Source organism: Streptomyces sp. NPDC007991, from assembly GCF_042958445.1.
Classification (GTDB): Bacteria; Actinomycetota; Actinomycetes; order Streptomycetales; family Streptomycetaceae; genus Streptomyces.
On record NZ_JBIBJD010000013.1, the window covers coordinates 296510 to 321083 of the forward strand.

Below are 24574 nucleotides of genomic sequence, written 5' to 3' on the forward strand. Positions count from 1 at the left end.
GCTGTGAGCGCTCCGGGCCCGCCGGGGCGCTCACAGCCAGCCCGCGAACTCCAGCAGCAGCTCCGCATCGCGGGGGCGGCCCACCCGCCCCGCCCGCACCCCCGACTCCACGGCCCGGAACAGCGTCCAGCCGCGCAGCCGCTCCTGGTCGACGTCCAGGGACTCGGCCAGCCGCTTCACCCGTCTCCGGGTCGTCGCCGCGCCGGACGGCTGGGCGATCAGATCCTCCACCCGGTCGCGAACCAGCCGGGCCAGATCGAACGCGCACTCGCCGACCACCGGATCGGGCCCCACCGCCAGCCACGGCATCCGCTCCCCGGCGAGCACCTTGCTCTGCCGGAACGTGCCGTGCAGCAACCGGTGTTCGGGCGGCGCGGCCAGCAGCTCCGCACGCGCCGCGAGCGCCACGTCGACCAGCGGCGCCACCTCGGGATCGACCCGGGCACGCGCCCGCATCGCCTCGGCCTGCCGCCCGGTCCGCTCGGCCACGGTCTCGAAGGGGAAGCCGGCGGGCGGCTCCACCCACAGCCGCCGCAGCGTCCCCGCCGCCTCCAGCAGCGCCTTCGCCTCCGGCAGCGACCGCACCGACACGTCCGGATGCAGCCGCTCCAGCAGCAGCACGCCCTCGGTCCTTGCGGGTTCGAGCAGTTGCACGGCACCCCGTCCGCCCCAGTGCGCGAGCGCGGCCCGCTCCGCCTCCGGACGGGACCGGCCCGGCGCCAGCTTCAGCACGGCGGGCGCCCCGTCGGCCGTCCGCACCAGCACCACCAGGCTGCTGCGCCCGCCGGGCACCTGCACCCGCTCCACGGTCAACTCGCGTAGCGCGACGGCCTGCTGCGCCGCCTCGGGCAGCTTCTCCAGCCAGTCGTCACCGTCCGGTGCCGTCTCACCGAGCGCCCTGACCAGACGCTTCGGCGGTTCGAAAACCATGCGCGAGTCGTTCCCTTCGTGCTGTGCGCGGTGCGTGCCCCGCGCGGGTCACGCCGTCGGCGCCGCCAGGGGCGGGGCCGTGCCGGCCCGCTCGGCGAGCCCAGGGAAGGCTACGCTCTCGCCGCGCCAGCGCACCGCCCGCACCGCCGCCTCCCGCAGCGCCTCGGCGGCCAGGGCCCGCCGGGCGCCTCCCGCCGCCCGCACCAGGTCCGAGTACACCCCGGCCACCCGGTCCTCCAGCTCGGCGGCGAGCCGCACGGCCGCCCCCGCGTCCGGCACCGGGAACGGCAGGGCGTACCCGGCGGCCGCCGCCACGGGCCTGCCGCCCAGGTCCTTCACCTCGCGCACCAGCGCGTCCCGGCGCGCCCGGTGCGCGTCGTACGCCGTCCGTGCCTCGGCCCGCTGCCCGTCGCCGATCCGGCCGCCGACCACGCCGTAGCCGTACACCGCCGCGTGCTCGGCCGCCAGCGCCGCCTGGACGGCCCGCAGCTCCCGGTCCTTCGCCTCGCTCACGCGCCACCCTCCGTCAGCAGATACACGTGCGCCGCCCCGGCCGCCGCCACCGAGGCCAGCAGCCGCGCCAGCTCGCCCGGCGCGTCGAGCAGCGCCTTGGCACGCCGGTCGGCGAGCTCCCGCTCCGCGGCGGCGAGTGCGGCCAGCGCGTCCTTGTCGCTGCCCGGCACGGCGGCGGACGAGGAAGAGGGGGAGGGGGAAGGAGACGCCTTCCGGTCCGGGCCCCCTCCGAAGGCCCGCGCGTGCCGCACGGACTCCTCCCGCAGCGGGCGCAGCCGCTCCGCGAGCCCGGGGCGGGCGGCGATCACGGCGTCGTACCGCTCCACCAGTCCCTCACTGTCCCGCGCCGCACGCGCGCGTGTCCGGCGCTCGGCCGCCGACGGGCCGTCCTCCGGGGCACCCGGATTCTCGTCCCCGGCGGTACAGCCCGCCAGGGCGAGGGCCGCCGGGCCGACGGCGAGCAGAGTCCTTCTGCGCGGCCCCGAGCGGGCGCGCGGAGATGAGGGGAACGGCACGTCAGACGTCCTCGGGGGCTCGAACGAGAAAGAAGCGACTCAAGGGCCCTTCTGATGGATCTCCGCAGCGTCGCGACGCCCGGCAGGCACGCTCGCCGCACGGTGCGCAGGGCCAGGTGGCTCCGCCACCTCCGCACCGCACGCCGATCGCACGCACCGAACGCCGCTCCTTCTCCTGCGGAGATCCATCAGAAGGGCCCTGGGGCTGAACGCCCGTGATCACGGTACCCGGGCCCCCGCCCGGGACCACTCAGCGGCACCGTTCGTCACCGGGTGGACGGCAACACACCCCGCGACCCGATACCCTTTGATCAGACACGCGACCCACCCACAACAGCACACGCGGCCGAGGAGTCACCCGGATGAGCACCACCCAGAGCGAGAGGCTGCGAGAACTGCTGGAACCGCTCGTCACATCCCAGGGCCTGGATCTCGAAGAGATCGAAGTGGACTCCGTCGGGCGCAAACGTGTGCTGCGCGTCGTCGTCGACTCGGACACGGGCGCCGACCTGGACCAGATCGCCGATGTGAGCCGGGCGCTCTCGGCGAAGCTCGACGAGACGGACGCGATGGGCGAGGGGGAGTACACCCTCGAGGTCGGCACCCCGGGCGCGGAGCGCCTCCTCACGGAACACCGGCACTACGTCCGGGCCACGGACCGTCTGGTGAAGTTCCAGCTGGCCGAGGGCGGCGAGCTGGTCGCCAGGATCCTCAAGGTCGACGACGAGGGGATCGACACCGAGGTGCCCGGGGTGAAGGGCCGCAAGGCCACCGCGCGCAGACTCGCCTTCGACGACATCGTCCGCGCACGAGTCCAGGTCGAGTTCAGCCGCAAGGACAACAAGAAGGAAGAGGAGGCGTAGCCGTGGACATCGACATGAGTGCCCTGCGGGGCTTGGTTCGGGAGAAGGAGATCTCCTTCGACCTGCTGGTCGAGGCGATCGAATCGGCCCTCCTCATCGCCTACCACCGCACCGAGGGAAGCCGCCGTCACGCGCGCGTGGAGCTCAACCGGGAGACCGGCCATGTGACCGTGTGGGCGAAGGAGGACCCCGACGACCTCGAGGAGGGCCAGGAGCCCCGCGAGTTCGACGACACCCCCACCGGCTTCGGCCGCATCGCCGCCACCACGGCCAAGCAGGTCATCCTGCAGCGCCTGCGCGACGCCGAGGACGACGCGACGCTCGGCGAGTACGCCGGCCGCGAGGGCGACATCGTCACCGGCGTCGTCCAGCAGGGCCGCGACCCGAAGAACGTGCTCGTCGACATCGGCAAGCTGGAGGCCATCCTGCCCGTGCAGGAGCAGGTGCCGGGCGAGACGTACCCGCACGGCATGCGGCTGCGCAGCTACGTCGTCCGGGTGGCCAAGGGCGTCCGCGGCCCGTCCGTGACGCTGTCCCGGACGCACCCCAATCTGGTGAAGAAACTCTTCGCCCTGGAGGTGCCGGAGATCGCCGACGGCTCCGTGGAGATCTCCGCGATCGCCCGTGAGGCCGGTCACCGCACGAAGATCGCCGTACGGTCCACCCGGTCCGGCCTGAACGCCAAGGGCGCCTGCATCGGCCCCATGGGCGGCCGTGTGCGCAATGTGATGGGCGAGCTGAACGGTGAGAAGATCGACATCGTCGACTGGTCGGAGGACCCGGCCGAGATGGTGGCGAACGCGCTGTCCCCGGCCCGCGTCTCCAAGGTGGAGATCGTGGACATGGCGACCCGGTCGGCCCGGGTGACCGTGCCCGACTACCAGCTGTCCCTGGCCATCGGCAAGGAAGGGCAGAACGCCCGCCTCGCGGCCCGGCTGACCGGCTGGCGGATCGACATCCGCCCGGACACGGAACCGGCCGCCGACCGGACCGCGGACCGAGCCGGGGAATAGATCCAAGCCGCGGGCCGTTCAGATCACGACAGGTTCGGGCGCGGCAACTGTTCGAATCCTGCCCCAAAGGGGTGAGGCGCCTACGGGGAGGTAGACTTAACGGTGTCTGGCCGGACGCGCACCCGAGCATGCCCTGAACGCACTTGTGTGGGGTGTCGGGAGCGAGTGGCCAAGGCCGATCTGTTGCGGATCGTGTTGACCGAGGGCGCATGCGTCCCTGATCCACGCGGTACGCTGCCCGGCCGGGGTGCGTATGTGCATCCCACACCGGTCTGTCTCGACCAGGCGGTTCGCCGCCGGGCGTTCACGAGGGCACTGCGCGCCCCGGGAGCGCCCGACACAAAGGCGTTGCGCCAATACGTCGAGCAGACGACAGTTGCCGATCAGGCAACACGGTAAGAAAGCGCCGCACGGAACCCCGTGCGGTCGAGGTACCTCGCGAGTCGAAAGCAGGTCGAGATTGCGATGAGCACTCGATGAGTACGCGATGAGTACGCCCATGAACTAGCGACGGTCCGGCTTCACCCGGACCTCAAAGGAGCGAAGTGGCTAAGGTCCGGGTCTACGAACTCGCCAAGGAGTTCGGTGTCGAGAGCAAGGTCGTCATGGCCAAGCTCCAGGAGCTCGGTGAATTCGTCCGTTCGGCGTCTTCGACGATCGAAGCGCCCGTTGTACGCAAGCTGACGGACGCCCTCCAGCAGGGCAACGGAGGCGGCAAGCCCGCCCCCGCCCGCAAGGCTGCCCCGGCTAAGCCGGCAGCCCCTTCCCCGGCGCAGGCTGCCCGTCCGGCCGCCCCGCGCCCGCCGGCCCCCAAGCCGGCAGCCGAGAAGCCCGCGGCTCCGGCCGCACCGGCCACTCCCGGCCCCCGTCCCACTCCGGGCCCGAAGCCCGCGCCGCGGCCCGCCCCGGCGTCCCCGGCTCCGACCACGCCGGAGTTCACGGCGCCCCCGGCGGCTCCCTCCTCGCAGGGGTCCGGGTCCTCGCAGGGTTCCGGTCCGCGTCCGGGCGCCCCGCGTCCGGCCGGCCAGTCGCCGCGTCCGGGTGCTCCGCGTCCGGGTGGTTCCGGCCAGGGCGGCCAGAACCGCGGTGACCGCGGCGAGCGTCCCGGCGCCTCGCGTCCGGGTGGCGGCGCCCCGCGTCCCGGTGCCCGTCCGGCGGGTCCCCGTCCGGGCAACAACCCGTTCACCTCTGGTGGTTCCACCGGCATGGCGCGCCCCCAGGCGCCCCGTCCGGGCGGTGCCCCGCGTCCCGGCGGCCCCGGTGCCCCCGGCGGCGCACAGCGTCCGCAGGGCCAGGGCCAGGGCGGCCCCCGTCCTCAGGGTGCGGGGGGCGGTCCTCGTCCGCAGGCTCCGGGCGGTGCGCGCCCCACTCCGGGCGGCATGCCCCGTCCGCAGGGCGGCGGTCCGCGTCCCGGCGGCGGTCCCGGCGGTCCGCGTCCCAACCCCGGCATGATGCCGCAGCGTCCGGCTGCCGGTCCGCGTCCCGGTGGCGGTGGCCCCGGCGGCCGCGGTCCCGGAGGCGGCGGTCGTCCCGGTGGTGGCGGCGGCGGTCGCCCGGGTGGCGGCGGCTTCGCGGGTCGTCCCGGTGGCGGCGGTGGCGGTTTCGCCGGCCGTCCCGGTGGTCCCGGTGGCGGCGGTGGCGGTTTCGCCGGCCGTCCCGGTGGCGGCGGTGGCCGTCCCGGCTTCGGCGGTCGTCCCGGTGGTCCCGGTGGCCGTGGTGGCACGCAGGGCGCCTTCGGCCGTCCCGGCGGTCCCGCGCGTCGTGGCCGCAAGTCGAAGCGGCAGCGCCGTCAGGAGTACGAGGCCATGCAGGCCCCGTCGGTCGGCGGTGTGATGCTGCCTCGCGGCAACGGCGAGACCGTTCGCCTGTCGCGCGGTGCCTCGCTCACCGACTTCGCGGAGAAGATCAACGCCAACCCGGCGTCGCTCGTCGCGGTCATGATGAACCTCGGCGAGATGGTCACGGCCACGCAGTCCGTCTCCGACGAGACGCTCCAGCTCCTCGCCGACGAGATGAACTACACGGTTCAGATCGTCAGCCCGGAGGAGGAGGACCGCGAGCTCCTGGAGTCCTTCGACATCGAGTTCGGCGAGGACGAGGGCGACGAGGAGGACCTGATGGTCCGCCCGCCGGTCGTCACCGTCATGGGTCACGTCGACCACGGTAAGACCCGGCTCCTCGACGCCATCCGCAAGACGAACGTCATCGCGGGCGAGGCCGGCGGCATCACCCAGCACATCGGTGCCTACCAGGTCGCGACCGAGGTCAACGACGAAGATCGCAAGATCACCTTCATCGACACCCCGGGTCACGAGGCGTTCACCGCCATGCGTGCCCGTGGTGCGCGGTCGACGGACATCGCGATCCTGGTCGTCGCGGCCAACGACGGCGTCATGCCGCAGACGGTCGAGGCGCTCAACCACGCCAAGGCGGCCGACGTCCCGATCGTCGTCGCGGTCAACAAGATCGACGTCGAGGGTGCGGACCCGACCAAGGTGCGCGGTCAGCTGACCGAGTACGGCCTGGTGGCCGAGGAGTACGGCGGCGACACGATGTTCGTCGACATCTCCGCCAAGCAGGGTCTGAACATCGACTCCCTGCTGGAGGCCGTGGTCCTCACGGCCGACGCCTCGCTCGACCTGCGGGCCAACCCGAACCAGGACGCGCAGGGCATCGCGATCGAGTCCCGTCTCGACCGTGGCCGTGGTGCCGTGTCGACGGTCCTCGTCCAGCGCGGCACGCTGCGGGTCGGCGACACCATGGTGGTCGGCGACGCGTACGGCCGGGTCCGGGCGATGCACGACGACAACGGCAACCTCGTCACCGAGGCGGGCCCGTCGACGCCGGTGCAGGTCCTGGGTCTGACCAACGTCCCGGGTGCGGGCGACAACTTCCTCGTCGTCGACGAGGACCGTACGGCCCGTCAGATCGCGGAGAAGCGTGCGGCGCGCGAGCGCAACGCGGCCTTCGCGAAGCGCACGCGCCGTGTGTCGCTGGAGGACCTGGACAAGGTGCTCAAGGCCGGCGAGGTCCAGCAGCTGAACCTGATCATCAAGGGTGACGCTTCCGGCTCCGTCGAGGCTCTCGAGTCCTCCCTGCTCCAGCTGGACGTCGGCGAAGAGGTCGACATCCGCGTCCTGCACCGCGGCGTCGGTGCGGTCACGGAGTCCGACATCGACCTGGCGATGGGCTCGGACGCCATCGTGATCGGCTTCAACGTGCGCGCCGCCGGGCGTGCGCAGCAGATGGCCGAGCGCGAGGGCGTGGACGTCCGGTACTACTCGGTCATCTACCAGGCGATCGAGGAGATCGAGGCGGCCCTCAAGGGCATGCTCAAGCCGGAGTACGAGGAGGTCGAGCTCGGCACGGCGGAGATCCGCGAGGTCTTCAAGTCGTCCAAGCTGGGCAACATCGCGGGTGTTCTCATCCGCTCCGGCGAGGTCAAGCGCAACACCAAGGCGCGCCTCATCCGCGACGGCAAGGTGGTCGCGGAGAACCTCAACATCGAGGGCCTGCGTCGCTTCAAGGACGACGTCACCGAGATCCGCGAAGGGTTCGAGGGCGGTATCAACCTCGGCAACTTCAACGACATCAAGGTCGACGACGTCATCGCGACGTACGAGATGCGTGAGAAGCCGAGGGTGTAACACCCCACGGCGTCTTGGTCGGCCGACGCGGCACCGCCGCGTCGGCCGGCTGGCCGTTTGCCTCGCCCGCGGAGCAAAAGCGACGCGCGCCCGCCCGGGCGCCGGGCAGCGCCTGCTGTCCAACCGTGCCGGGCGGGTGGACGGGCAAAGGAAAACCCCGTCGAGCCACCGGCAGGTAAGCGGTACCGTTCTTGATGTCCCTGCTCCGATCGCAGGGCCATCGATCCCGTACCGGCGGGTCATCCGGATACACACATGTACGTGGGGACGCTGTCCTTCGACCTGCTCCTCGGCGACGTACGGTCGCTGAAGGAGAAGCGCTCCGTCGTCCGCCCCATCGTCGCCGAGCTCCAGCGCAAGTACGCGGTGAGCGCGGCCGAGGTGGATCACATGGACCTCCACCGCAGGGCCGGCATCGGCCTCGCGCTGGTGTCCGGCGACGCGGGGCACCTGAGCGAGGTCCTCGACCGGTGCGAACGGCTGGTCGCCGCCCGCCCCGAGGTGGAGATGCTGTCCGTCAGGCGGCGCTTCCACGGCGAAGACGACTGACGAACCGAGAACGAACCGGACAGGAAAGAACGGGAGACGGACCAGTGGCCGACAACGCGCGGGCCAAGAGGCTGGCGGACCTCATCCGGGAAGTGGTGGCCCAGAAGCTGCAACGCGGGATCAAGGACCCGCGGCTCGGCTCGAACGTCACCATCACGGACACGCGGGTCACGGGCGATCTGCGGGAGGCGACCGTCTTCTACACCGTGTACGGGGACGACGAGGAGCGCAACGCGGCCGCGGCCGGACTGGAGAGCGCCAAGGGCATCCTGCGCTCCGAGGTCGGCAGGGCCGCCGGCGTGAAGTTCACGCCGACGCTGACCTTCGTCATGGACGCCCTCCCGGACACCGCCCGGAACATCGAGGACCTCCTCGACAAGGCGCGCCAGTCCGACGCGAAGGTGCGCGAGGCGTCCGCGGGCGCGAAGTACGCCGGCGACGCCGACCCGTACCGCAAGCCGGACGAGGACGACGAGACGGACGACACCGCCGAATGACCCAGAAGCACACCACGCCCGACGGCCTCGTCATCGTCGACAAGCCGTCGGGCTTCACTTCGCACGACGTCGTCGCCAAGATGCGCGGCATCGCCAGAACGCGACGCGTCGGGCACGCCGGCACCCTCGACCCGATGGCGACGGGTGTCCTCGTCCTCGGCGTCGAGAAGGCCACCAAGCTCCTCGGCCACCTGGCGCTGACCGAGAAGGAGTACCTGGGCACCATCCGGCTCGGGCAGAACACCCTCACCGACGACGCCGAGGGGGAGATCACCTCCGCCACGGACGCCTCCCAGGTCACCCGCGACGCCATCGACGCCGGTATCGCCAAGCTGACCGGCGACATCATGCAGGTGCCGTCCAAGGTCAGCGCCATCAAGATCAACGGCGTGCGCTCCTACAAGCGGGCCAGGGACGGCGAGGAGTTCGACATCCCGGCCCGGCCCGTCACGGTCTCCTCCTTCGGCGTGTACGACGTGCGCGAGGCGGTCGCCGAGGACGGCACGGCCGTACTCGACCTGGTCGTCTCCGTCGTCTGCTCCTCCGGCACCTACATCCGGGCCCTGGCCCGCGACCTGGGCGCCGACCTCGGCGTCGGCGGGCATCTCACCGCCCTGCGCCGCACCCGCGTCGGCCCCTACAAGCTGGACGCGGCCCGCACCCTCGACCAGCTCCAGCAGGAGCTGACCGTGATGCCGGTCGCCGAGGCCGCCGCAGCCGCCTTTCGGCGCTGGGACGTCGACACCCGGCGGGCCAAGCTGCTCACCAACGGCGTACGGCTGGACATGCCCGAGGAGTACGCGGGCTCCGGGCCCGTCGCCGTCTTCGACCCGGAGGGACGCTTCCTCGCCCTCGTCGAGGAGCAGCGGGGCAAGGCCAAGAGCCTGGCCGTCTTCGGCTGACGGCACACGGGGACCGTCCACCCGTGGAGCGGCGGCCACGGGGTACCTCCACTGCCGCCGCTCCACGGTCCCCCCTCGGTTCCCCCACCCCTAGGGTGTATCCAGCAGCCCCTCTCCAGTCACCCGTCCGTGCAGGCGCTCGGAGTGAACCGGGGGAGCGGAAGGGGGCGCGTTCGCCGAGCGATCTGTCCCGCTGATCATCTCGGCCCTACCGTCGAACACAAGGGCACGGGTGTACGGCGGGGAGGCTCGACGATGACGTCGCGGAACCGGTCCGGGGAGACACGAGGCAGCGCACCAGGATCCCAGGACCGCCCCGAAGCAGCGGAGCAGGCGACCGAGACGACCGGCGCCGGGACATCCGGCCCGCCCCTCGTCCGCATCCACGACCTCGCCGGCCGGCCCCGGGGCACCGGCTTCCTGGCCGACCACCACGGCACGCTCGTCACCAGCCACGAGGCGGTCGACGGCTTGCCCCGGCTCGTCCTGCACGGGGCAGGGGGCCGCCGCCGAACCGTGTCCGCCGACGCGGTGACCCCGCTGCCCGAGCTCGACCTGGCCCTCGTACGGACCGAGGGCCTCGGTGTGCCGCCGCTGCCCGTCACCGTCCGGGGCGGGGCCGGGACGGGCGCCTATGTGCGGATCGCCGCCGGCGGCTGGCGCGAGGCCAGGGTGCTGGGCCCGGCCGCCGTGACGTACACGGCCACGGACCGCCGTCACCGCCTCGACGGCGCGCTGGAGCTGGCGGTCGGTACGGCGGGGCGGGACGCGCTGCGGCTGGGCGGGGGAGCGGCCGGCGGCCCGGTGCTCGACGCCGCGACCGGCGCTGTCGTCGGGGTGCTCGGCACCGCGCTCAGCTCCGACCACAGCGATGTCGGGTTCGCCGTGCCGCTGCATCCCCGGATCCCCGGCGCGGCCGGCCCGCTCGCCGGGCTGCTCGCCGAGAACGCGGCGACGGTCCCCGCGTACGGCGCCGACCTCAATCCGGCCGGGGTGCTGGAGCTGACCGGTACGGCGGTGGGGCTGGACGGCCCGCCCGGTGGCACGGGACTTCCCCAGCCGGTCGAACGGGCCGCTGTGGTGGCCGAGTTCGGCGCGTTCGCGGCAGGATCCGCGGCCGTGCTCGGCCTCGTCGGGCCGCCCGGCAGCGGTCGTACGACGGAACTCGCGGCGCTCGCCGCCCGCCGCGCCCGCGACGGGCATCCCACGCTGTGGCTGCGCGGCTGCGAACTGCGGGGCGACGACGCCTCGGTGGCCGACGCGGCACGCCGGACGCTGACCCGGGCCGCCCCTGTCCTGGCCGCGTCCCGGTCCGCTCTCCTGCCGGCCGAGCCGGGCGACACCGCGCCCGAGCGCCTCGCCGGACTCGCCGGCGCCCTCGGCCGGCCCCTGCTGCTGCTCCTCGACGGCCCCGAGGAGATGCCCCCGGCGCTGGCCCGCCGCCTGGCCGACTGGACGGACGGGACGGTGCGGTGGCTGCGTGAGACGGGAGTGCGGCTGGTCGTGGCGTGCCGGTCGGAGTACTGGGAGGGCGCCGGCTTCCCGGCGGAGGTCCTGCACCGGCCGGCCGGTGCCGAAGGGGAGCCCGCGTGTGTCCGCCTCGGCGACCTCAGCGAGGACGAGGCCCGGGAAGCCCGCCGGCGCCATGGCATCCCGGAGAGCGCCCTCGTCGACACCGACGCCCGGCACCCTCTCACCCTGCGGCTGCTCGCCGAGGTCCGGGCGGCCCTCGCCGACGCACCCGACAGTCCCACCAGTCCCGACGGCCCCGGCGCCACCGTCGACCGCGACGACGTCTTCACGGCCTACCTGGACCTGATGTCCCTGCGCGTCGCCCGGCGGCTGGCCGCCGGGACCGGCCTGCGCGGCACGGCCGTACGCCGGCTGGCGGCCAAGGTCGCCGGGCAGGTGCACGAGGCCGCCCGGCGCAGCCTCGGGCCCGGGACGGGCGATCTGGACCGGGAGGCGTTCGAGACGGTGTTCCCGTGGGGGCCCGCCCCGGAGCGGCTCGGCGGCGGCACCGGGTGGGCGCCTGCCGTCCTCGCCGAGGGCCTGCTCGTGCCCGCCGGAGCCGGCTACCGCTTCGCCCACGAGGAGCTCGCCGACTGGCTCCAGGGCATGCACCTCGACCTCGACGAGGCCCTGCATGCCCTGGGGGGTGTCGGACGCCGTCCACCCGACCACGTCCCGCACCACCGCATCGGGCCTGTCGTCCAGGCCCTGCTGTTCCTCGCGCGCCAGCACGGCACCGGCCCCCTGGCCTCCCGGCTGGCGGACTTGGTGCACGCCCTGGACGCCGATCCGCGCTCCTGGTGGGCCGCCCGGCTGCTCACCGGGACCCTGTCGGCCGTGCCCGAGGCGACGCCGTACACGGAGGTGCTACGGCTGCTCGCCGACCGGATCGTGGCCTGGCGGCGACAGGACAGGCCCGTGCCCGAGGAGGTCGGGCCCGCGTTCTGGGCCGGTGTACGGCTGCCGGAGGCCGAGCTCTTCGCGCTGCTGAGGCGGCTGGTGCACGCCGACGGCCCGCCGTGCGAGGCCGGTCCCCGGTTCCTGGACACCGTCGCCCATCTGCTGGCCGCCGACCCCGCCGCCGTACAGCCGCTGCTGGCCCGCTGGTTCGACGACGAGCAGCCGCTGCCCGCCACCCCGCACGCCACCGTGGCCACGGCCGCGCAGGCGCTGCTGCACACCCACCGGCGTGGCGCCCTGGACGACTTGGCCGACGTGCTCGTCGACCGTGCCCACCGCAGGGCCGACGAACTGCTCGCCGTGCTGGCCGAGGAGGAGCCCTCGGCGGTGTGCCGGGCCGTCGACCGGTGGGCGCGCGACGACCGCCCGGCGCGACGGAGCGCCGCGATGGCGCACGGCCTGCGCGTCGCGTCGAGCGTGAGCACCGGGGGTGACCGCGCCCTCCTGCGCCACGCGGCCCTCACCCTCCTCGCCCGCCCCGCCGACCGCGCCCTGCACGGCGGGGCACTCGCCCTCCTCGTCCAGGATCCGCACACCCGGGAGTGTTACCTCCCCAGGGCGCTGGAGCACTTCGCGGCGGGCGACCCACACCTCCCGCCGGACGTGCCGGCCGCCGCCCTCCCGGCCCACCCCGAGCCGGTCCTCGGCGCCTTCGCGGCGCGGCTGGAGCGGCCGGACCCGGAGGAGGCGCTGCGGGCGCTCGCCGACGCCACCCCGACCGGCCTGGCCCGGCGGGTCGCCGCGCTGGTCGGGCAGGCGGCACAGCGGCGGCCGGAACTCGCCGGGACCCTGGCCGTGTACGTGGACCAGCGGCTCAACCGGGGCCCCGCCGCCCGGGCCGTGCTCCTGCCACTGGTCACCGCCCTGCTGGAGGCCGGCCCGGTACGGCTGCGGTGCGCCCTCGCCGCGGTCCTCGCCCCGCCCGGCGTCCCCGCATCCCGCCCGCTGCGCCGCGAGCTGCGCGACGCGCTCCTGGCCCGCGAGCACGACACCGACGTCCTGGACGCGCTGCTGCACGCCGCGGCCCGGAACGGCGGCGAGGACCTGCGCGACCTCGTCCGCCGCATCGGACTGCTCCTCGCGCGCAGCCCGGAGGGCGCCGACCGCTTCGACCGCGCCCTGGTCGACCTCGGCCGGCAGGTGCCCGGCTTCGCCGCCCGCGTGGCCCACTGGCTGGCCGCCGCGCCCGAGGAGTGGGCGGCGCTGGTCGGGCCGAGCTCCCACCGGACGATCGAGAACCTCGCGGGCGCAGGCGTCCCGGTCTGACGGGAGCCCGCGCAGGCCGGAGGGACGGAGGTGTCGTGCACCGGGTCACAGCTCCCATGCCGATGCGGGCCGCAGGCACCCGGCATGGCACCCTTAGACCTGCGTACGAGGGAACCAGGAACAACCACGGACACGGGTTCGACGAGCTTTCGACAAGGAGCAGGCACAGTGCAGCGCTGGCGTGGCTTGGAGGACATCCCCCAGGACTGGGGGCGCAGCGTCGTCACCATCGGCTCCTACGACGGAGTCCACCGCGGACACCAGCTGATCATCCGGCATGCCGTGGACCGCGCCCGCGAGCTGGGCGTACCCGCCGTCGTCGTCACCTTCGACCCGCATCCCAGCGAGGTCGTCCGCCCCGGCAGCCACCCGCCGCTGCTCGCCCCGCACCACCGCCGCGCCGAACTGATGGCCGACCTGGGCGTGGACGCGGTGCTCATCCTGCCCTTCACGACCGAGTTCTCGACGCTGTCCCCGGCCGACTTCGTCGTCAAGGTGCTCGTCGACAAGCTGCACGCCAAGGCCGTCGTCGAGGGCCCCAACTTCCGCTTCGGCCACAAGGCCGCCGGCAATGTGGAGTTCCTGGCCACGCAGGGCAAGACCTACGACTTCGAGGTCGAGGTCGTCGACCTGTACGTGACGGGTGAGGCGGGCGGTGGGGAGCCGTTCTCCTCCACGCTGACACGGCGTCTGGTCGCCGAGGGCGACGTCCAGGGCGCGGCTGAGATCCTGGGGCGCCCGCACCGGGTGGAGGGCGTCGTCGTCCGGGGTGCCCAGCGAGGGCGTGAACTGGGCTTCCCGACAGCCAACGTCGAGACGCTGCCGCACACGGCCATCCCGGCCGACGGTGTGTACGCCGGCTGGCTGCACGCGCAGGGCGAAGCGATGCCGGCGGCGATCTCCGTCGGCACGAATCCGCAGTTCGAGGGGACCGAGCGCACGGTGGAGGCGTACGCCATCGACCGGGTCGGGCTTGATCTGTACGGGTTGCATGTCGCGGTCGACTTCTTGGCGTTCGTGCGGGGGCAGGCCAAGTTCGAGACGCTGGACGAGTTGTTGCAGCAGATGGGGCGGGACGTTCAGAAGTGCAGGGAGTTGGTGGCGGCTGACGAGGCTGCCTAGTTCGCTTGTGGGCCGTCTGCTGGTGTGTGGGGGCTTGGCGCGCGGTTCCCCGCGCCCCTGAGGGACGTCGCCCAGTGGCAGGCGACCTGCGACTCCCCGCCCCCGCTCAGGATCCCCAAGTCCCGGCCCCTGCATGCGTCCGCCACTCCCGCCCGCTCCGCCTCACCGCTCGCCAGGACTTGGCAGCGGGCGTGGAAGCGGCAACCGGACGGTACGCGCGACGGGTCCGGGGGCTCGCCCGTGAGGACCACCGGGTCGCCCGGGGCCTCCGGGAGCACGGACAGGAGCGCCTGCGTGTAGGGATGTCGCGGTGCCGTCAGTACCTGCTCCACCGCGCCCGTCTCCACGATCCGGCCCAGATACATCACGGCGACCCGGTCGGCGATGTTCCAGGCCAGCCCCAGGTCGTGCGTGACGACCAGCGCCGACAGGCCCAGCTCCGTGCGCAGCCGCAGCAGCAGCGCGAGGATCTCGCCGCGCACGGAGGCGTCGAGGGACGCCACCGGCTCGTCGGCGACGAGGAGTTCGGGTTCCAGGACGAGCGCGCCCGCGATGACGACGCGCTGGCGCTGCCCGCCGGACAGTTCGTGCGGATACCGCAGGAAGAAGCGCTCCGGGGGCCGCAGCCCGGCCCGGGACAGGGCGTCGGCGACCGCCGTCCGCTCGTCACCGCCGTACCCGTGGATGCGCAGGCCCTCGGCGACCGCGTCGTACACCGTGTGCCGCGGGTTGAGCGAGCCGCTCGGGTCCTGGAGGACCAGCTGGACGCGCTTGCGGTAGGCCTTGAGGGAGCGGCCGGAGTACTCCAGCGGGCGGCCGTCGAAGGTGACCCGGCCCGCGGTCGGCTCGACCAGGCCCAGCAGACAGCGGGCCAGGGTCGTCTTGCCGCAGCCGGATTCGCCGACCAGCGCGACGATCTCGCCGGGCCGGATGTCGAGATCGACCCCGTCCACCGCGCGGGCCCGGGGGCCGCCGTGCCGGCCGGGGAAGGTGACGTGCAGGCCCTGGGCGCTCAGCAGAGGTGCCGTGGTGACCTCGAGGGCCGTGGGGGAGGTGGTCATGGCGTACTGGGCCTCGCTTCTTCCAGGGCGTCCGGATCCTCGCGGGCCGCACGGGGCTCCTGAGCCGGCGGTCCGACCAGGACGCACGCCGCCCGGCGCCCCGGCCCCGCCTCTCGCAGCACCGGGTCTTCCTGCGAGCAGGACGCCGGCGCCACCGGGCACCGCGGATGGAACGTACAGCCGGACGGCAGCGCGGCCGGGTCGGGCGGGTCGCCCGCCAGCCCCTGCGGCGCGAACCGGGAGGACGGGTCGCCGATGCGCGGGAACGCGGCCGACAGGGCCTTGGCATACGGGTGCCGGGCGTCCTCGTACACCTGCCGGGCCGGGCCCTCCTCGACCACCCGGCCCGCGTACATCACCGCGAGCCGGTCGCAGGTGTCGGCGAGGACCGCCAGGTCGTGGCTGATCATGATCAGGCCCAGGTCCTGGTCCGCGACCAGCTGCTCGATGAGCCGGAGGATCTGCGCCTGGATCATCACATCGAGTGCGGTGGTCGGCTCGTCGGCGATGATCAGCCGCGGATCGCAGGCCAGGGCCATGGCGATCATGACGCGCTGGCGCTGGCCGCCGGACAGCTCGTGCGGGTAGGCGTCCGCGCGGGCGGCGTGCAGGCCGACGTGCTCCAGCAGTTCCCCGGTCTTCTTCTTCGCCCCGGCCGGGGTCGCCTTCTTGTGCAGCAGGATCGGCTCGGCGATCTGGTCGCCGATGCGGTGCACGGCGTTGAGGGAGTGCATCGCGCCCTGGAACACCACCGAGGCGCCGGCCCAGCGGACCGCCCGGACCCGGCCCCACTTCATCGTCAGCACGTCCTCGCCGTCGAGGAGGACCTCACCCGTGATGCGGGTCCCGGCGGGCAGCAGCCGCAGCAGGGCCAGTGCCAGCGTGGACTTGCCGCAGCCGGACTCCCCGGCGAGGCCGAGCTTCTGGCCGGCGTCCAGGCGCAGGTCCACCCCGCGCACGGCGGCGGCCCCGCCCGGGTACGTCACCGTCAGGTCCCTGACGTCGAGCAGCGTCACCGCGACACCCCCAGCCTGGGATTGAGGACGGACTCCACGGCCCGCCCGCACAGCGTGAACGCCAGGGCCACCACGGCGATGGCGATGCCCGGCGGCACCAGGTACCACCAGTCCCCGGCACTGACCGCGCCCGCCTCCCGCGCGTCCTGGAGCAGCCCGCCCCACGACACGACCGTGGGGTCGCCGAGCCCGAGGAAGGCGAGGGTCGCCTCGGCGAGGATGGCCGAGGAGATGATCAGGGTCGTCTGGGCCAGCACCAGCGGCATCACATTGGGCAGTACATGCCTCGACATGACGTGCCAGTGCCCGCCGCCCAGCGCCCTCGCCCGCTCGATGTACGGCCGGGTCTCCACGGCGAGGGTCTGCGCGCGCACCAGCCGGGCCGTGGTCGGCCAGGTGGTGACGCCGATCGCCACCACGGTCGTGGTCAGCGAGCGGGACATCACGGTCGCCAGGGCGATCGCCAGCACCAGTGTCGGCATGACCAGGAACCAGTCGGTGATCCGCATCATCACCGTCGCGTACCAGCCCTTGAAGTGCCCGGCCGTGACCCCGATCAGGGTGCCGATCGCCACCGACAGCACGGCCGCGAGCAGCCCGACCAGCAGCGACACCCGCGAGCCCCAGATCACCAGGCTCAGCAGGTCCCGGCCGAACTGGTCCGTGCCGAGCGGGAACTCGGTGCTCGGGCTCTGCATGGGACGCCCCGGCGCGTCGGTCACACTGCTCACGTCGGAGCCCACGAACAGCGGCGCGAACAGGGCCAGCAGCGCGCACAGGGCGAGCGCGGTCAGGCCGTACAGCCCCGCCCGTTCGGAGCGGTACTGCCGCCAGAAGCGAGCGACGGAGGCCCGGCGCCGCTGCCGGGCGAGGGCGCGCGGGCTCGGGCCCGTGCCGGTCGTCGTCGTCATCGGGCCACCCGGGGGTCGAGCAGGGGATACACCAGGTCGGCGAGGGTGTTCATCACGATCACCGCGGCGGCGAACACGAAGAACAGCCCCTGCACCAGCGGCAGGTCGGGCACGCTCAGCGCCTGGTAGAACAGCCCGCCGAGGCCCGGCCAGGAGAACACCGTCTCCACCAGGATCACGCCCGCGACCGTCCGGCCGAGGTTGATGAAGATCAGCGTGACGGTCGGCAGCAGCGCGTTGGGTACGGCGTGCCGGCGCCGCACGAGGTCGTCGCGCAGCCCCTTGGCCCGCGCGGTCGTCAGATAGTCGCTGCCCATCTCGTCCAGCAGCGCCGACCGCGTGACCAGCAGCGTCTGCCCGTACTCCACGGCCACCAGCGTCACCACCGGCAGCACCAGATGATGCGCCACGTCGAGGACGTACGCGAAGCTCTCCTTGCCGCCCGACTCCATGCCGCCGGTCGGGAACATCCCGGGGATCGGTCCGATGCCCACCGCCAGCACGATGATCAGCAGCAGCCCGAGCCAGAACGACGGGATGGAGTACAGCGTCAGCGCGAGGCCGGTGTGGACCCGGTCGCCCAGCTTGCCGTGCCGCCATGCCGAGCGCGTGCCGAGGAAGATGCCCAGCGCGGTGTAGAGGACGAAGGCGGTCCCGGTCAGCAGCAGGGTGTTCGGCAGCGCCTCGGTGATCTTGTCGACGACCGGGGCCCGGAACTGGTACGACGTCCCGAAGTCGCCGGTCAGCGCCTTGCCGCAGTAGTCCGTGAACTGCCGCCACAGCGGCAGGTCGAGGCCGAACTCCTCGCGATAGGCGGCGAGTTGCCCGGCCGAGATCTGACGGCCGCCCGTCATGGTCTTCACCGGGTCGCCGGGGATCAGCCGGAAGAGGAAGAAGCTGGTGACGAGCACGGCCAGCAGCGAGACGGCCGCGCCCGCCACCTTGCCCGCGAGGTAGCGCGGGTACGCGGAACCCTTGCGTACCCGCGGCCCGTCCGCCGCGTGCTTGTCCTCGACCAGCGCGGGTGTCGCGTCAGCGGTCATGAGTGTCCCGTCGCCCGCTCTACTCGCGGTCCTCGGCGGTGGAGCGCCGCCGCACCGCCGCGAAGACGCCCAGCCCGGCGAGGACCACGACAGCTCCGACGATCCCGAGCACGACCCCCGTCGACGACGCGTTGTCCGAGGAGCTGCCCGACTCCGCCGGGACCGCCGACCACCAGCTCCAGTAGCCGTCCTGGCCGTAGATGTTCCCCGCCTTCGCCGGCATGGTCGTGATGGACTTGATCTGGTCCGTCCGGTAGGCCTCGACCGCGTTCGGATACGCCATGACGTTCATGTACCCGAGGTCGTACAGCCGCGACTCCATCCGCTGGACGATGTCCGCCCGTTTGGCGGGGTCGTACTCGGCGAGCTGGCGGGCGTAGAGCTCGTCGTACTGCTTGTCGCAGATGAAGTTGTCGGTCGCGCCCGTCTCCTCGGGGGTCGCCGGGAGCGCGCCGCAGGTGTGGATGGACAGCACGAAGTCCGGGTCCGGATTGACCGACCAGCCGTCGAAGGCCAGGTCGTAGGTGCCGGCGAGCCAGGGGTCGGTCACGTTGTCCAGGCAGTTGAGCCGGACGCCGATGCCGAGCTTGCCCCACCACTCCTGGAGGTACTTGCCGACCGCCTTGTCGTTCGGGTCGGTGGCGTGGCACAGCACGCGGTAGGTGATCGGCTTGCCGTCCTTGCCGACGCGCTTGCCGTCGCCGTTCTTCTTGTAACCCGCCTGGTCGAGCATCCGGGCCGCCTCGGCCGGGTCGTACGTCAGCTTCTGGCTGCCGGACGGCTTCCAGAAGTACTGGGAGAAGCGCGGCGGGATGTAGCCCTCGCCCTCGACGGCGTGCCCCTGGAACACCTTGTCGATGACGGCCCTGCGGTCGACGGCCTTGAACAGGGCGTTGCGCACACGCTGGTCCAGCAGGGACGGATGGCCGTCGCCGAACTTCTTGCCGTTCTTCGCCTTCGCGCCCGGGTTGGTGGCGAGGGCGTAGAAACGGCGGCCGGGGGCGTCGTTGACCTTGATGTTCTCCGCGCCCTCCAGGGAGGCCGCCTGCGCGGGGGTCAGTGACGGGGAACCGGCGACGAACGACACCTCGCCCTTGCGCAGCGCCGACACGGCCGCGTCCTGGTCCTTGTAGTAGCGGAAGACCAGCTCGTCGAATTTCGGCGCCCCGCGCCAGAAGCTCTTGTTGGCCTTGAGCCGTACGTAGCTGTCGGCCTTGTACCCGGTCAGCACGAAGGGCCCGTTGCCCACCACCGGGAAGGTCTTGTCGTTGTTGAACTCGGAGAAGTCCGAGACCTTCTCCCACACGTGCTTGGGCACGATCGGCACATCGAGCGCGGTCATCGTGGCCTGCGGCTTCTTCAGCTCGATGACCAGCTTGGTCGGGCTGGGCGCCGTCACCTTGCGGAAGTTGCCGACGTAGCTGCCGTTCGCCGTGGCCGCGCCGGAGTCCGTCATCATCTTGCTGAACGTCCACGCCGCGTCCTCGGCGGTGGCCTGCTTGCCGTCCGACCACGTGGAGTTGGAGCGGATCGTGTACGTCCAGGTCAGCTTGTCCGGCGACGGTTCCCACTTGGTGGCCAGGCCCGGGATGGCGTGGTTGTCCTTGGGGTCGTAGTTCGTCAGGTACTCGTACATGAGCCGGTGGATGCTCGTACTGAGCAGCCGGACCGCGAGGAACGGGCTGAGCGAGTCGACGCTCTGTGCCACCGCGACGGTCAGCACCTTCTTGCCGTCGTCGGCCGCCCGGGCCTGCCGGGGCGCCGGGTCGAGCGGGGTGGCGAGACCGGCGGTGAGGGTGAGCGCCGCCGCACCGGCCACGGCGACGAGCCTGAGGCCGCGCGGGAGGCTGCGTGTCTGATCTTTCGTGCCCATGGTCGGACCTCGCGTCATCGCTCGGACGGGAAGGACGGGTTGATCAGTTGTCAGTGGATGCTGAGTGTGTATCAGCGGCCGTCTCCACCCGTCAACGGCGCGTTCACCCCTTGTGGCCTGCGAAAATAACGAATTGGCGAGCTTTTCGCGGTCATTGGTCGAGACCACTGACGCGCCCCTGGCCAGGGCCTGGCGATGGATTTCGCCCCCGAACGCGCCGTGGCCCGCGCCGAGGGGGAACGGTGCGGGTCACAAGGGGATCGGCCCCTCGAAAGGGGCCGATCGGGTGAGGCGATTACTGCGACGGCGGCGGCTGAGGCGGCGAGGTCTGCCCGTCGGGTTGCGCCGGGTAGCCCGGCTGACCGGGCTGCGGGTAGCCGTAGCCCGGCTGCGGAGGCGCTGCCGGGGGCTGGCCGGGCTGTGGCTGCTGCGGGTAGGGCGGCTGGCCCGCGGCCTGCGGGTACGGCTGGCCGGGCTGGGCAGGCGGCTGGCCCGGCTGGGGGTACGGCTGTCCGGGCTGGGGGTACGGCTGTCCGGGCTGCGGCTGCTGGGGGTACGGGCCCGGCTGACCCGGGACCTGCTGGCCGGGATACGGCTGCTGGGGCTGGCCGGGGACCTGCTGGCCGGGCAGCGGCGGGGCGGCCACCGGCGGCGGGTTGCCGTCCGAGGTCCACAGGCCGTGCGCCTGCTGGTGGCGCGTGAAGTCCTCGGCGACCATCGCCGCGAGGTTGAAGTACGCCTCCCGCACCTTCGGCCGCATCATGTCGAGGTCGACCTCGGCACCGGCGGCGAGATGCTCGTCGAACGGCACGACGATGACGCCCCGGCAGCGCGTCTCGAAGTGCGACACGATGTCCTCGACCTTGATCATCTTGCCGGTCTCGCGCACTCCCGAGATGACGGTGATGGACCGCGACACGAGGTCGGCGTAGCCGTGCGCCGACAGCCAGTCCAGCGTCGTACTCGCGCTGCTCGCACCGTCCACCGACGGCGTCGAGATGATGATGAGCTGGTCGGCGAGGTCCAGCACGCCGCGCATGGCGCTGTAGAGCAGACCGGTACCGGAGTCGGTGAGGATCACCGGGTACTGCTTGCCCAGCACGTCGATCGCGCGCCGGTAGTCCTCGTCGTTGAACGTCGTGGAGACGGCCGGGTCGACGTCGTTGGCGATGATCTCCAGCCCGGACGGCGCCTGGGACGTGAACCGCCGGATGTCCATGTACGAGTTGAGGTACGGGATCGCCTGGACGAGGTCACGGATGGTGGCCCCGGTCTCGCGCCGCACGCGACGCCCCAGGGTTCCCGCGTCCGGGTTGGCGTCGATCGCGAGGATCTTGTCCTGCCGCTCCGTGGCGAGCGTGGAGCCGAGCGCGGTCGTCGTGGTCGTCTTGCCGACACCGCCCTTGAGGCTGATCACGGCGATCCGGTAGCAGGAGAGCACGGGCGTGCGGATCAGCTCCAGCTTCCGCTGCCGCTCGGCCTCCTCCTTCTTCCCACCGATCTTGAACCGTCCGCCACCGGCCACCGGACGGCTGCTCTTCGCCTTCTGCTTCTTGCTGTTGAGCAGCCGGTCGGACGACAACTCCACGGCAGCGGTGTAACCGAGCGGCGCGGCACCCGGATTGGTCGGCTGCCGCTGGTCGTGCTGCATGGGCTGCGGCCAGGCGGCCCCGGTCCGCGGATCCACGGGCTGCGGAGGCTGCCCCTGCCCCTCGGGCTGCGGCTGGCCCTGCGGGGGCACGCCGGGGTGCGGGAAGCCGTAGGCGCCCTGGGGGTTGGGTGCGGCCGGGGCGGGGGCGCCGGGGTGGGGGAAGCCGTAGCCGTCTTGGGGGTTGGGCATCGGCGGGGTGTTGGGGGGCTGCGCGACCGGCGGCTGCTGTGCGGCCGGGGCCGGGGGCTGGGCGGGGGTGCCGGGGTGGGGGAAGCCGTAGCCGTCTTGGGGGTTGGGCATCGGCGGGGTGTTGGGGTGCTGGGCCGGCGGCTGTTGTGCGGCCGGGGGCTGGGCGGGGGTGCCCGGGTAGGGGAAGCCGTAGCCGCCCTGGGCGTCGGGTGCGGCCGAGGCCGGAGCCCCCGGCTGCGGGAAGCCGTAGGCACCGGGCTGCGGTGCGGGCTGGGCGGGCGGCTGGTTCGGCGGCGTCGTCGGTGCGGTCGGCGCGTTCCAGGCGGCGGGCGCGGGCTGCGGCGCCTGCGGCTGGAACGGCGGCTGCCCTTGCGCGGGAGCGTTCGGGTCCGTGGGCTGTGCCTGTGGCTGAGGCTGTGCCTGCTGCTGTGGCTGGGCCTGCGGCTGTGCGGGCCACTGGCTGGCCGGCGCGGGGGCGGCCGGCTGATACGACGGCGGCAGCGGCGGCATGGCCTGCGGTGCCGGGGGAGTCCAGGCGGGCTGGGGGCCGGCCCCGCCCGGAACGGCGGCGTCCTGCGCAACGCCGTCCTCGGGAGCGGCGTCGGCGGGCTCGGAGCCCACGGGCGGGGCGTCGGCGGGCTCGGGAGCAACCGGGACCTCGTCCGCAGGCGCTGCGTCGGCCGGGTCCTCGTCGGCGGGCACCGCATCCGCCGTGCCGTCGTCGGCGGGCACCGCATCAGCAGGCACCGCATCCGCAGGTGCGGAGTCCTCAGGCTCGGCATCCTGCGGTACGGCCTCGCCCGTCTCCGCCACCGAAGTCCCTTCCTCCGGAGCCGCTTCCTCGGAAGCCACGTCCTCGGGAGTTTCCTCCTCCTGTGCGGTCACCGCAGCGTCCGCGTCCCTGCTGTCGGCGTCGCCGGAAGCAGGACCCTCCGCGCCGGGCGCGTCAGCCACATCAACCGCGACGGCCGCGTCGGAGGCGACGTCCTCATCGGCGTCGGCGTCGGCGTCCGCCCCTGTGCCGCTGGGAGCGTCCTCGACGTCACCGCCGGACTCCCCTCCCGGCTCGGATCCGTCGCTCGGGCCGGAAACGGCCGCGCCGTCCTCGTCCCTGCCCTGCTCCTCGTCCTGGCCGTCGTCGGCCGACGACAGCCGCGCCTCGACCTCGGCGGCACGCTCCTCGATCTCCCGCTTGAGGGCGACGGCGGAGAACCGCATCGTGGCACCGCTCTCCAGGTCACCGGTCTCCGGCTCCGCACCCTCGGGAGCCGGAGCAGCCGAAGCCTCCGGAGCAGCCGAAGCCTCGGGAGCGGCCGCAACGTCCGGAGCAGCCGGAGCCTCCGACGGAGCGGCCGGCGTCCACTGCGCCTGATACCCGCCGACGGGCATGTTCGGCACGGCCGTAGGAGAGGCCGGATCCGCCGAAGGCGCCTCGGTCCGCCCCTGCGGCTGCGGCGCCGACGACTGCGCCCCCTGCGGCTCGAACCCCACCGGAAGCCTGGGCACGGCGGTCGGCCCTCCGGCTCCCGGCCCTCCGGCAGACGGGCCCCCGGCAGCAGGCGCGGGCGGCGTGAACGGTGTTCCCGGCGCGGGCGCAGGCGCGGGAGGAGCGGGAGGCGTGAACGGAGCGCCTGGAGCAGGCGGCGGCGCGGGCGGCGTGAAAGGCGCCCCCGGGGCCGGAGAAGGAGCCGGCGCCGGAGCCGAACCGGAGGCCTGCCCCTGTCCCGGCGCCTGCCCCTGCCTCGGAATGGACGACGCCGCACCGGAAGGATTGGCATGCGGCGGCGGAGTGAGCCCCGGCAGCGGCGGGACCGGCCCGCTCGGCCCACCGGAACCCCCACGCGCCCCGGAACCCGAGGAGCCCCCGGGCGCCCCGGAAGCACTGGAGTCCTCGGACGCACCCGCCCCCTGCCCCGAGCCGGAGCCGGCGGAGGCGTTCTGCGTGTACCAGGCCGGCGGCGCGTAGTCGATGGTGAACTCGCCCGTCACCTCTGCCGCGGACTCCGCGTCGGGCTGGTCATCGCCGGGTGTCGCCCAGCCCCCGCGGTTCCCGTCCCGATCGCTGCTCACAGTGTTCCTCCTGGTTGGTCGAGCACCCTCATGCCGTGCTGGGGCGACCCTTGCTTGTCGTCCGACGTCGTACGAAGTCGTTCTGAGGCGTAAGAGGGGTCGTCCGAGGTCGTCCGAATCCAGGCTCCCCCGCTCTCCCCCTGGGACGCCCACGCCCGCTCACGGGTTCTGACGGCGCGCCCCGTCCCAGCCTAATCACCACAAGCACCACCTCGGCAGGCCCGTCCACCCCCGAGCACCTGTCCGCCACGTCACAACCTGCCCGGAAGCTGCCCGGAAGTGACGTACGCAGCACACACTTTGGTGAACAATCAGGGCGATTAAGGTGAAGAACCGCGAACCACCTTGCGCGACCGCACAGGAAGGAGCGCGACCGCGCACGAAGAAGCGCGACGAGGGACGGCCGGCCACCGGCCCGCCACGCCCCTCGTCGCGCTCCGCGGGAACCAACGAGACTGCCGCGACTACCGA

The 24574-nt window shown here is 73.1% G+C and carries 18 protein-coding genes; 9 read left to right on the forward strand and 9 right to left on the reverse strand.

Going from position 1 to position 24574, the window contains the following annotated elements; genetic code table 11:
* Positions 1–30: 30 nt before the first annotated feature.
* From ACFZDA_RS33905 to ACFZDA_RS33915, 3 genes are read right to left on the reverse strand one after another with little or no spacing between them, the layout of a single operon-like run.
* Positions 31–930, reverse strand: coding sequence for an aminoglycoside phosphotransferase family protein (locus ACFZDA_RS33905; RefSeq protein ID WP_391089036.1), 900 nt, complete (start codon positions 928–930; stop codon positions 31–33).
* A 48-nt stretch (positions 931–978) separates the two neighbouring features.
* Positions 979–1443, reverse strand: coding sequence for a DUF4439 domain-containing protein (locus ACFZDA_RS33910; RefSeq protein ID WP_391089038.1), 465 nt, complete (start codon positions 1441–1443; stop codon positions 979–981).
* Positions 1440–1958, reverse strand: a complete 519-nt coding sequence (locus ACFZDA_RS33915) for a hypothetical protein (RefSeq protein ID WP_391089040.1) — start codon at positions 1956–1958, stop codon at positions 1440–1442. Before ACFZDA_RS33915 ends, ACFZDA_RS33910 begins: the two co-directional genes overlap by 4 nt.
* A 362-nt stretch (positions 1959–2320) precedes the next feature.
* On the opposite strand from ACFZDA_RS33915, the gene rimP reads away from it, so the two are divergent.
* From rimP to ACFZDA_RS33960, 9 genes are all read left to right on the forward strand, one after another.
* On the forward strand, positions 2321–2821 hold the full coding sequence (rimP, locus tag ACFZDA_RS33920; RefSeq protein ID WP_306963062.1) for a ribosome maturation factor RimP: 501 nt from the start codon (positions 2321–2323) through the stop codon (positions 2819–2821).
* A gap of 2 nt (positions 2822–2823) precedes the next feature.
* Positions 2824–3834 carry a transcription termination factor NusA gene (gene nusA, locus ACFZDA_RS33925; protein ID WP_391089042.1) on the forward strand — a complete coding sequence of 337 codons (1011 nt, stop codon included), beginning with the start codon at positions 2824–2826 and terminating at the stop codon, positions 3832–3834.
* A gap of 102 nt (positions 3835–3936) precedes the next feature.
* Positions 3937–4233 carry a YlxR family protein gene (locus ACFZDA_RS33930; RefSeq protein ID WP_086561166.1) on the forward strand — a complete coding sequence of 99 codons (297 nt, stop codon included), beginning with the start codon at positions 3937–3939 and terminating at the stop codon, positions 4231–4233.
* 146 nt (positions 4234–4379) lie between these two features.
* Positions 4380–7481 carry a translation initiation factor IF-2 gene (gene infB, locus ACFZDA_RS33935; protein ID WP_391089044.1) on the forward strand — a complete coding sequence of 1034 codons (3102 nt, stop codon included), beginning with the start codon at positions 4380–4382 and terminating at the stop codon, positions 7479–7481.
* Between the two features lie 255 nt (positions 7482–7736).
* On the forward strand, positions 7737–8030 hold the full coding sequence (locus ACFZDA_RS33940; protein WP_391089046.1) for a DUF503 family protein: 294 nt from the start codon (positions 7737–7739) through the stop codon (positions 8028–8030).
* A 44-nt stretch (positions 8031–8074) separates the two neighbouring features.
* Positions 8075–8527: a 30S ribosome-binding factor RbfA gene (gene rbfA / locus ACFZDA_RS33945; RefSeq protein WP_391089047.1), complete on the forward strand. Its 453-nt coding sequence runs from the start codon at positions 8075–8077 to the stop codon at positions 8525–8527.
* Positions 8524–9429, forward strand: a complete 906-nt coding sequence (truB, locus tag ACFZDA_RS33950; RefSeq protein WP_391089049.1) for a tRNA pseudouridine(55) synthase TruB — start codon at positions 8524–8526, stop codon at positions 9427–9429. Before rbfA ends, truB begins: the two co-directional genes overlap by 4 nt.
* Positions 9430–9684: 255 nt before the next feature.
* Entirely contained in the window at positions 9685–13167 is a 3483-nt protein-coding gene (locus ACFZDA_RS33955; protein ID WP_391089051.1) for a trypsin-like peptidase domain-containing protein, read from the forward strand.
* A gap of 168 nt (positions 13168–13335) precedes the next feature.
* Positions 13336–14289 carry a bifunctional riboflavin kinase/FAD synthetase gene (locus ACFZDA_RS33960; RefSeq protein WP_391089052.1) on the forward strand — a complete coding sequence of 318 codons (954 nt, stop codon included), beginning with the start codon at positions 13336–13338 and terminating at the stop codon, positions 14287–14289.
* On the opposite strand, the gene ACFZDA_RS33965 is transcribed toward ACFZDA_RS33960, so the two are convergent.
* The 6 genes from ACFZDA_RS33965 to ACFZDA_RS33990 form a co-directional block, all read right to left on the reverse strand.
* Positions 14286–15350: an oligopeptide/dipeptide ABC transporter ATP-binding protein gene (locus tag ACFZDA_RS33965; RefSeq protein WP_391089054.1), complete on the reverse strand. Its 1065-nt coding sequence runs from the start codon at positions 15348–15350 to the stop codon at positions 14286–14288. The two genes, ACFZDA_RS33960 and ACFZDA_RS33965, sit on opposite strands and share 4 nt — an antisense overlap.
* Positions 15347–16417 carry an oligopeptide/dipeptide ABC transporter ATP-binding protein gene (locus ACFZDA_RS33970; RefSeq protein ID WP_391089056.1) on the reverse strand — a complete coding sequence of 357 codons (1071 nt, stop codon included), beginning with the start codon at positions 16415–16417 and terminating at the stop codon, positions 15347–15349. The genes ACFZDA_RS33965 and ACFZDA_RS33970 overlap by 4 nt, the downstream gene beginning before the upstream one ends.
* Complete coding sequence (locus ACFZDA_RS33975; RefSeq protein ID WP_391089058.1) at positions 16363–17277, reverse strand: ABC transporter permease subunit; 915 nt, start codon at positions 17275–17277, stop codon at positions 16363–16365. The genes ACFZDA_RS33970 and ACFZDA_RS33975 overlap by 55 nt, the downstream gene beginning before the upstream one ends.
* The gene (locus ACFZDA_RS33980) at positions 17274–18320 is read right to left on the reverse strand and encodes an ABC transporter permease subunit (RefSeq protein WP_391089060.1); all 1047 of its coding nucleotides are present in this window, start codon (positions 18318–18320) and stop codon (positions 17274–17276) included. The genes ACFZDA_RS33975 and ACFZDA_RS33980 overlap by 4 nt, the downstream gene beginning before the upstream one ends.
* Positions 18321–18339: 19 nt before the next feature.
* Positions 18340–20193, reverse strand: coding sequence for an ABC transporter substrate-binding protein (locus ACFZDA_RS33985; protein WP_391089062.1), 1854 nt, complete (start codon positions 20191–20193; stop codon positions 18340–18342).
* Between the two features lie 295 nt (positions 20194–20488).
* Positions 20489–24103: an SCO5717 family growth-regulating ATPase gene (locus ACFZDA_RS33990; RefSeq protein ID WP_391089064.1), complete on the reverse strand. Its 3615-nt coding sequence runs from the start codon at positions 24101–24103 to the stop codon at positions 20489–20491.
* Positions 24104–24574: the final 471 nt, after the last annotated feature.

Coding starts and splice junctions, on each gene's coding strand:
- ACFZDA_RS33980 (WP_391089060.1), bottom strand. CDS start 18,320: ATGACCGCTGACGCGACACCCGCGCTGGTCGAGGACAAGCACGCGGCG.
- ACFZDA_RS33955 (WP_391089051.1), top strand. CDS start 9,685: ATGACGTCGCGGAACCGGTCCGGGGAGACACGAGGCAGCGCACCAGGA.
- ACFZDA_RS33965 (WP_391089054.1), bottom strand. CDS start 15,350: ATGACCACCTCCCCCACGGCCCTCGAGGTCACCACGGCACCTCTGCTG.
- ACFZDA_RS33985 (WP_391089062.1), bottom strand. CDS start 20,193: ATGGGCACGAAAGATCAGACACGCAGCCTCCCGCGCGGCCTCAGGCTC.
- rimP (WP_306963062.1), top strand. CDS start 2,321: ATGAGCACCACCCAGAGCGAGAGGCTGCGAGAACTGCTGGAACCGCTC.
- ACFZDA_RS33940 (WP_391089046.1), top strand. CDS start 7,737: ATGTACGTGGGGACGCTGTCCTTCGACCTGCTCCTCGGCGACGTACGG.
- truB (WP_391089049.1), top strand. CDS start 8,524: ATGACCCAGAAGCACACCACGCCCGACGGCCTCGTCATCGTCGACAAG.
- ACFZDA_RS33975 (WP_391089058.1), bottom strand. CDS start 17,277: ATGACGACGACGACCGGCACGGGCCCGAGCCCGCGCGCCCTCGCCCGG.
- ACFZDA_RS33905 (WP_391089036.1), bottom strand. CDS start 930: ATGGTTTTCGAACCGCCGAAGCGTCTGGTCAGGGCGCTCGGTGAGACG.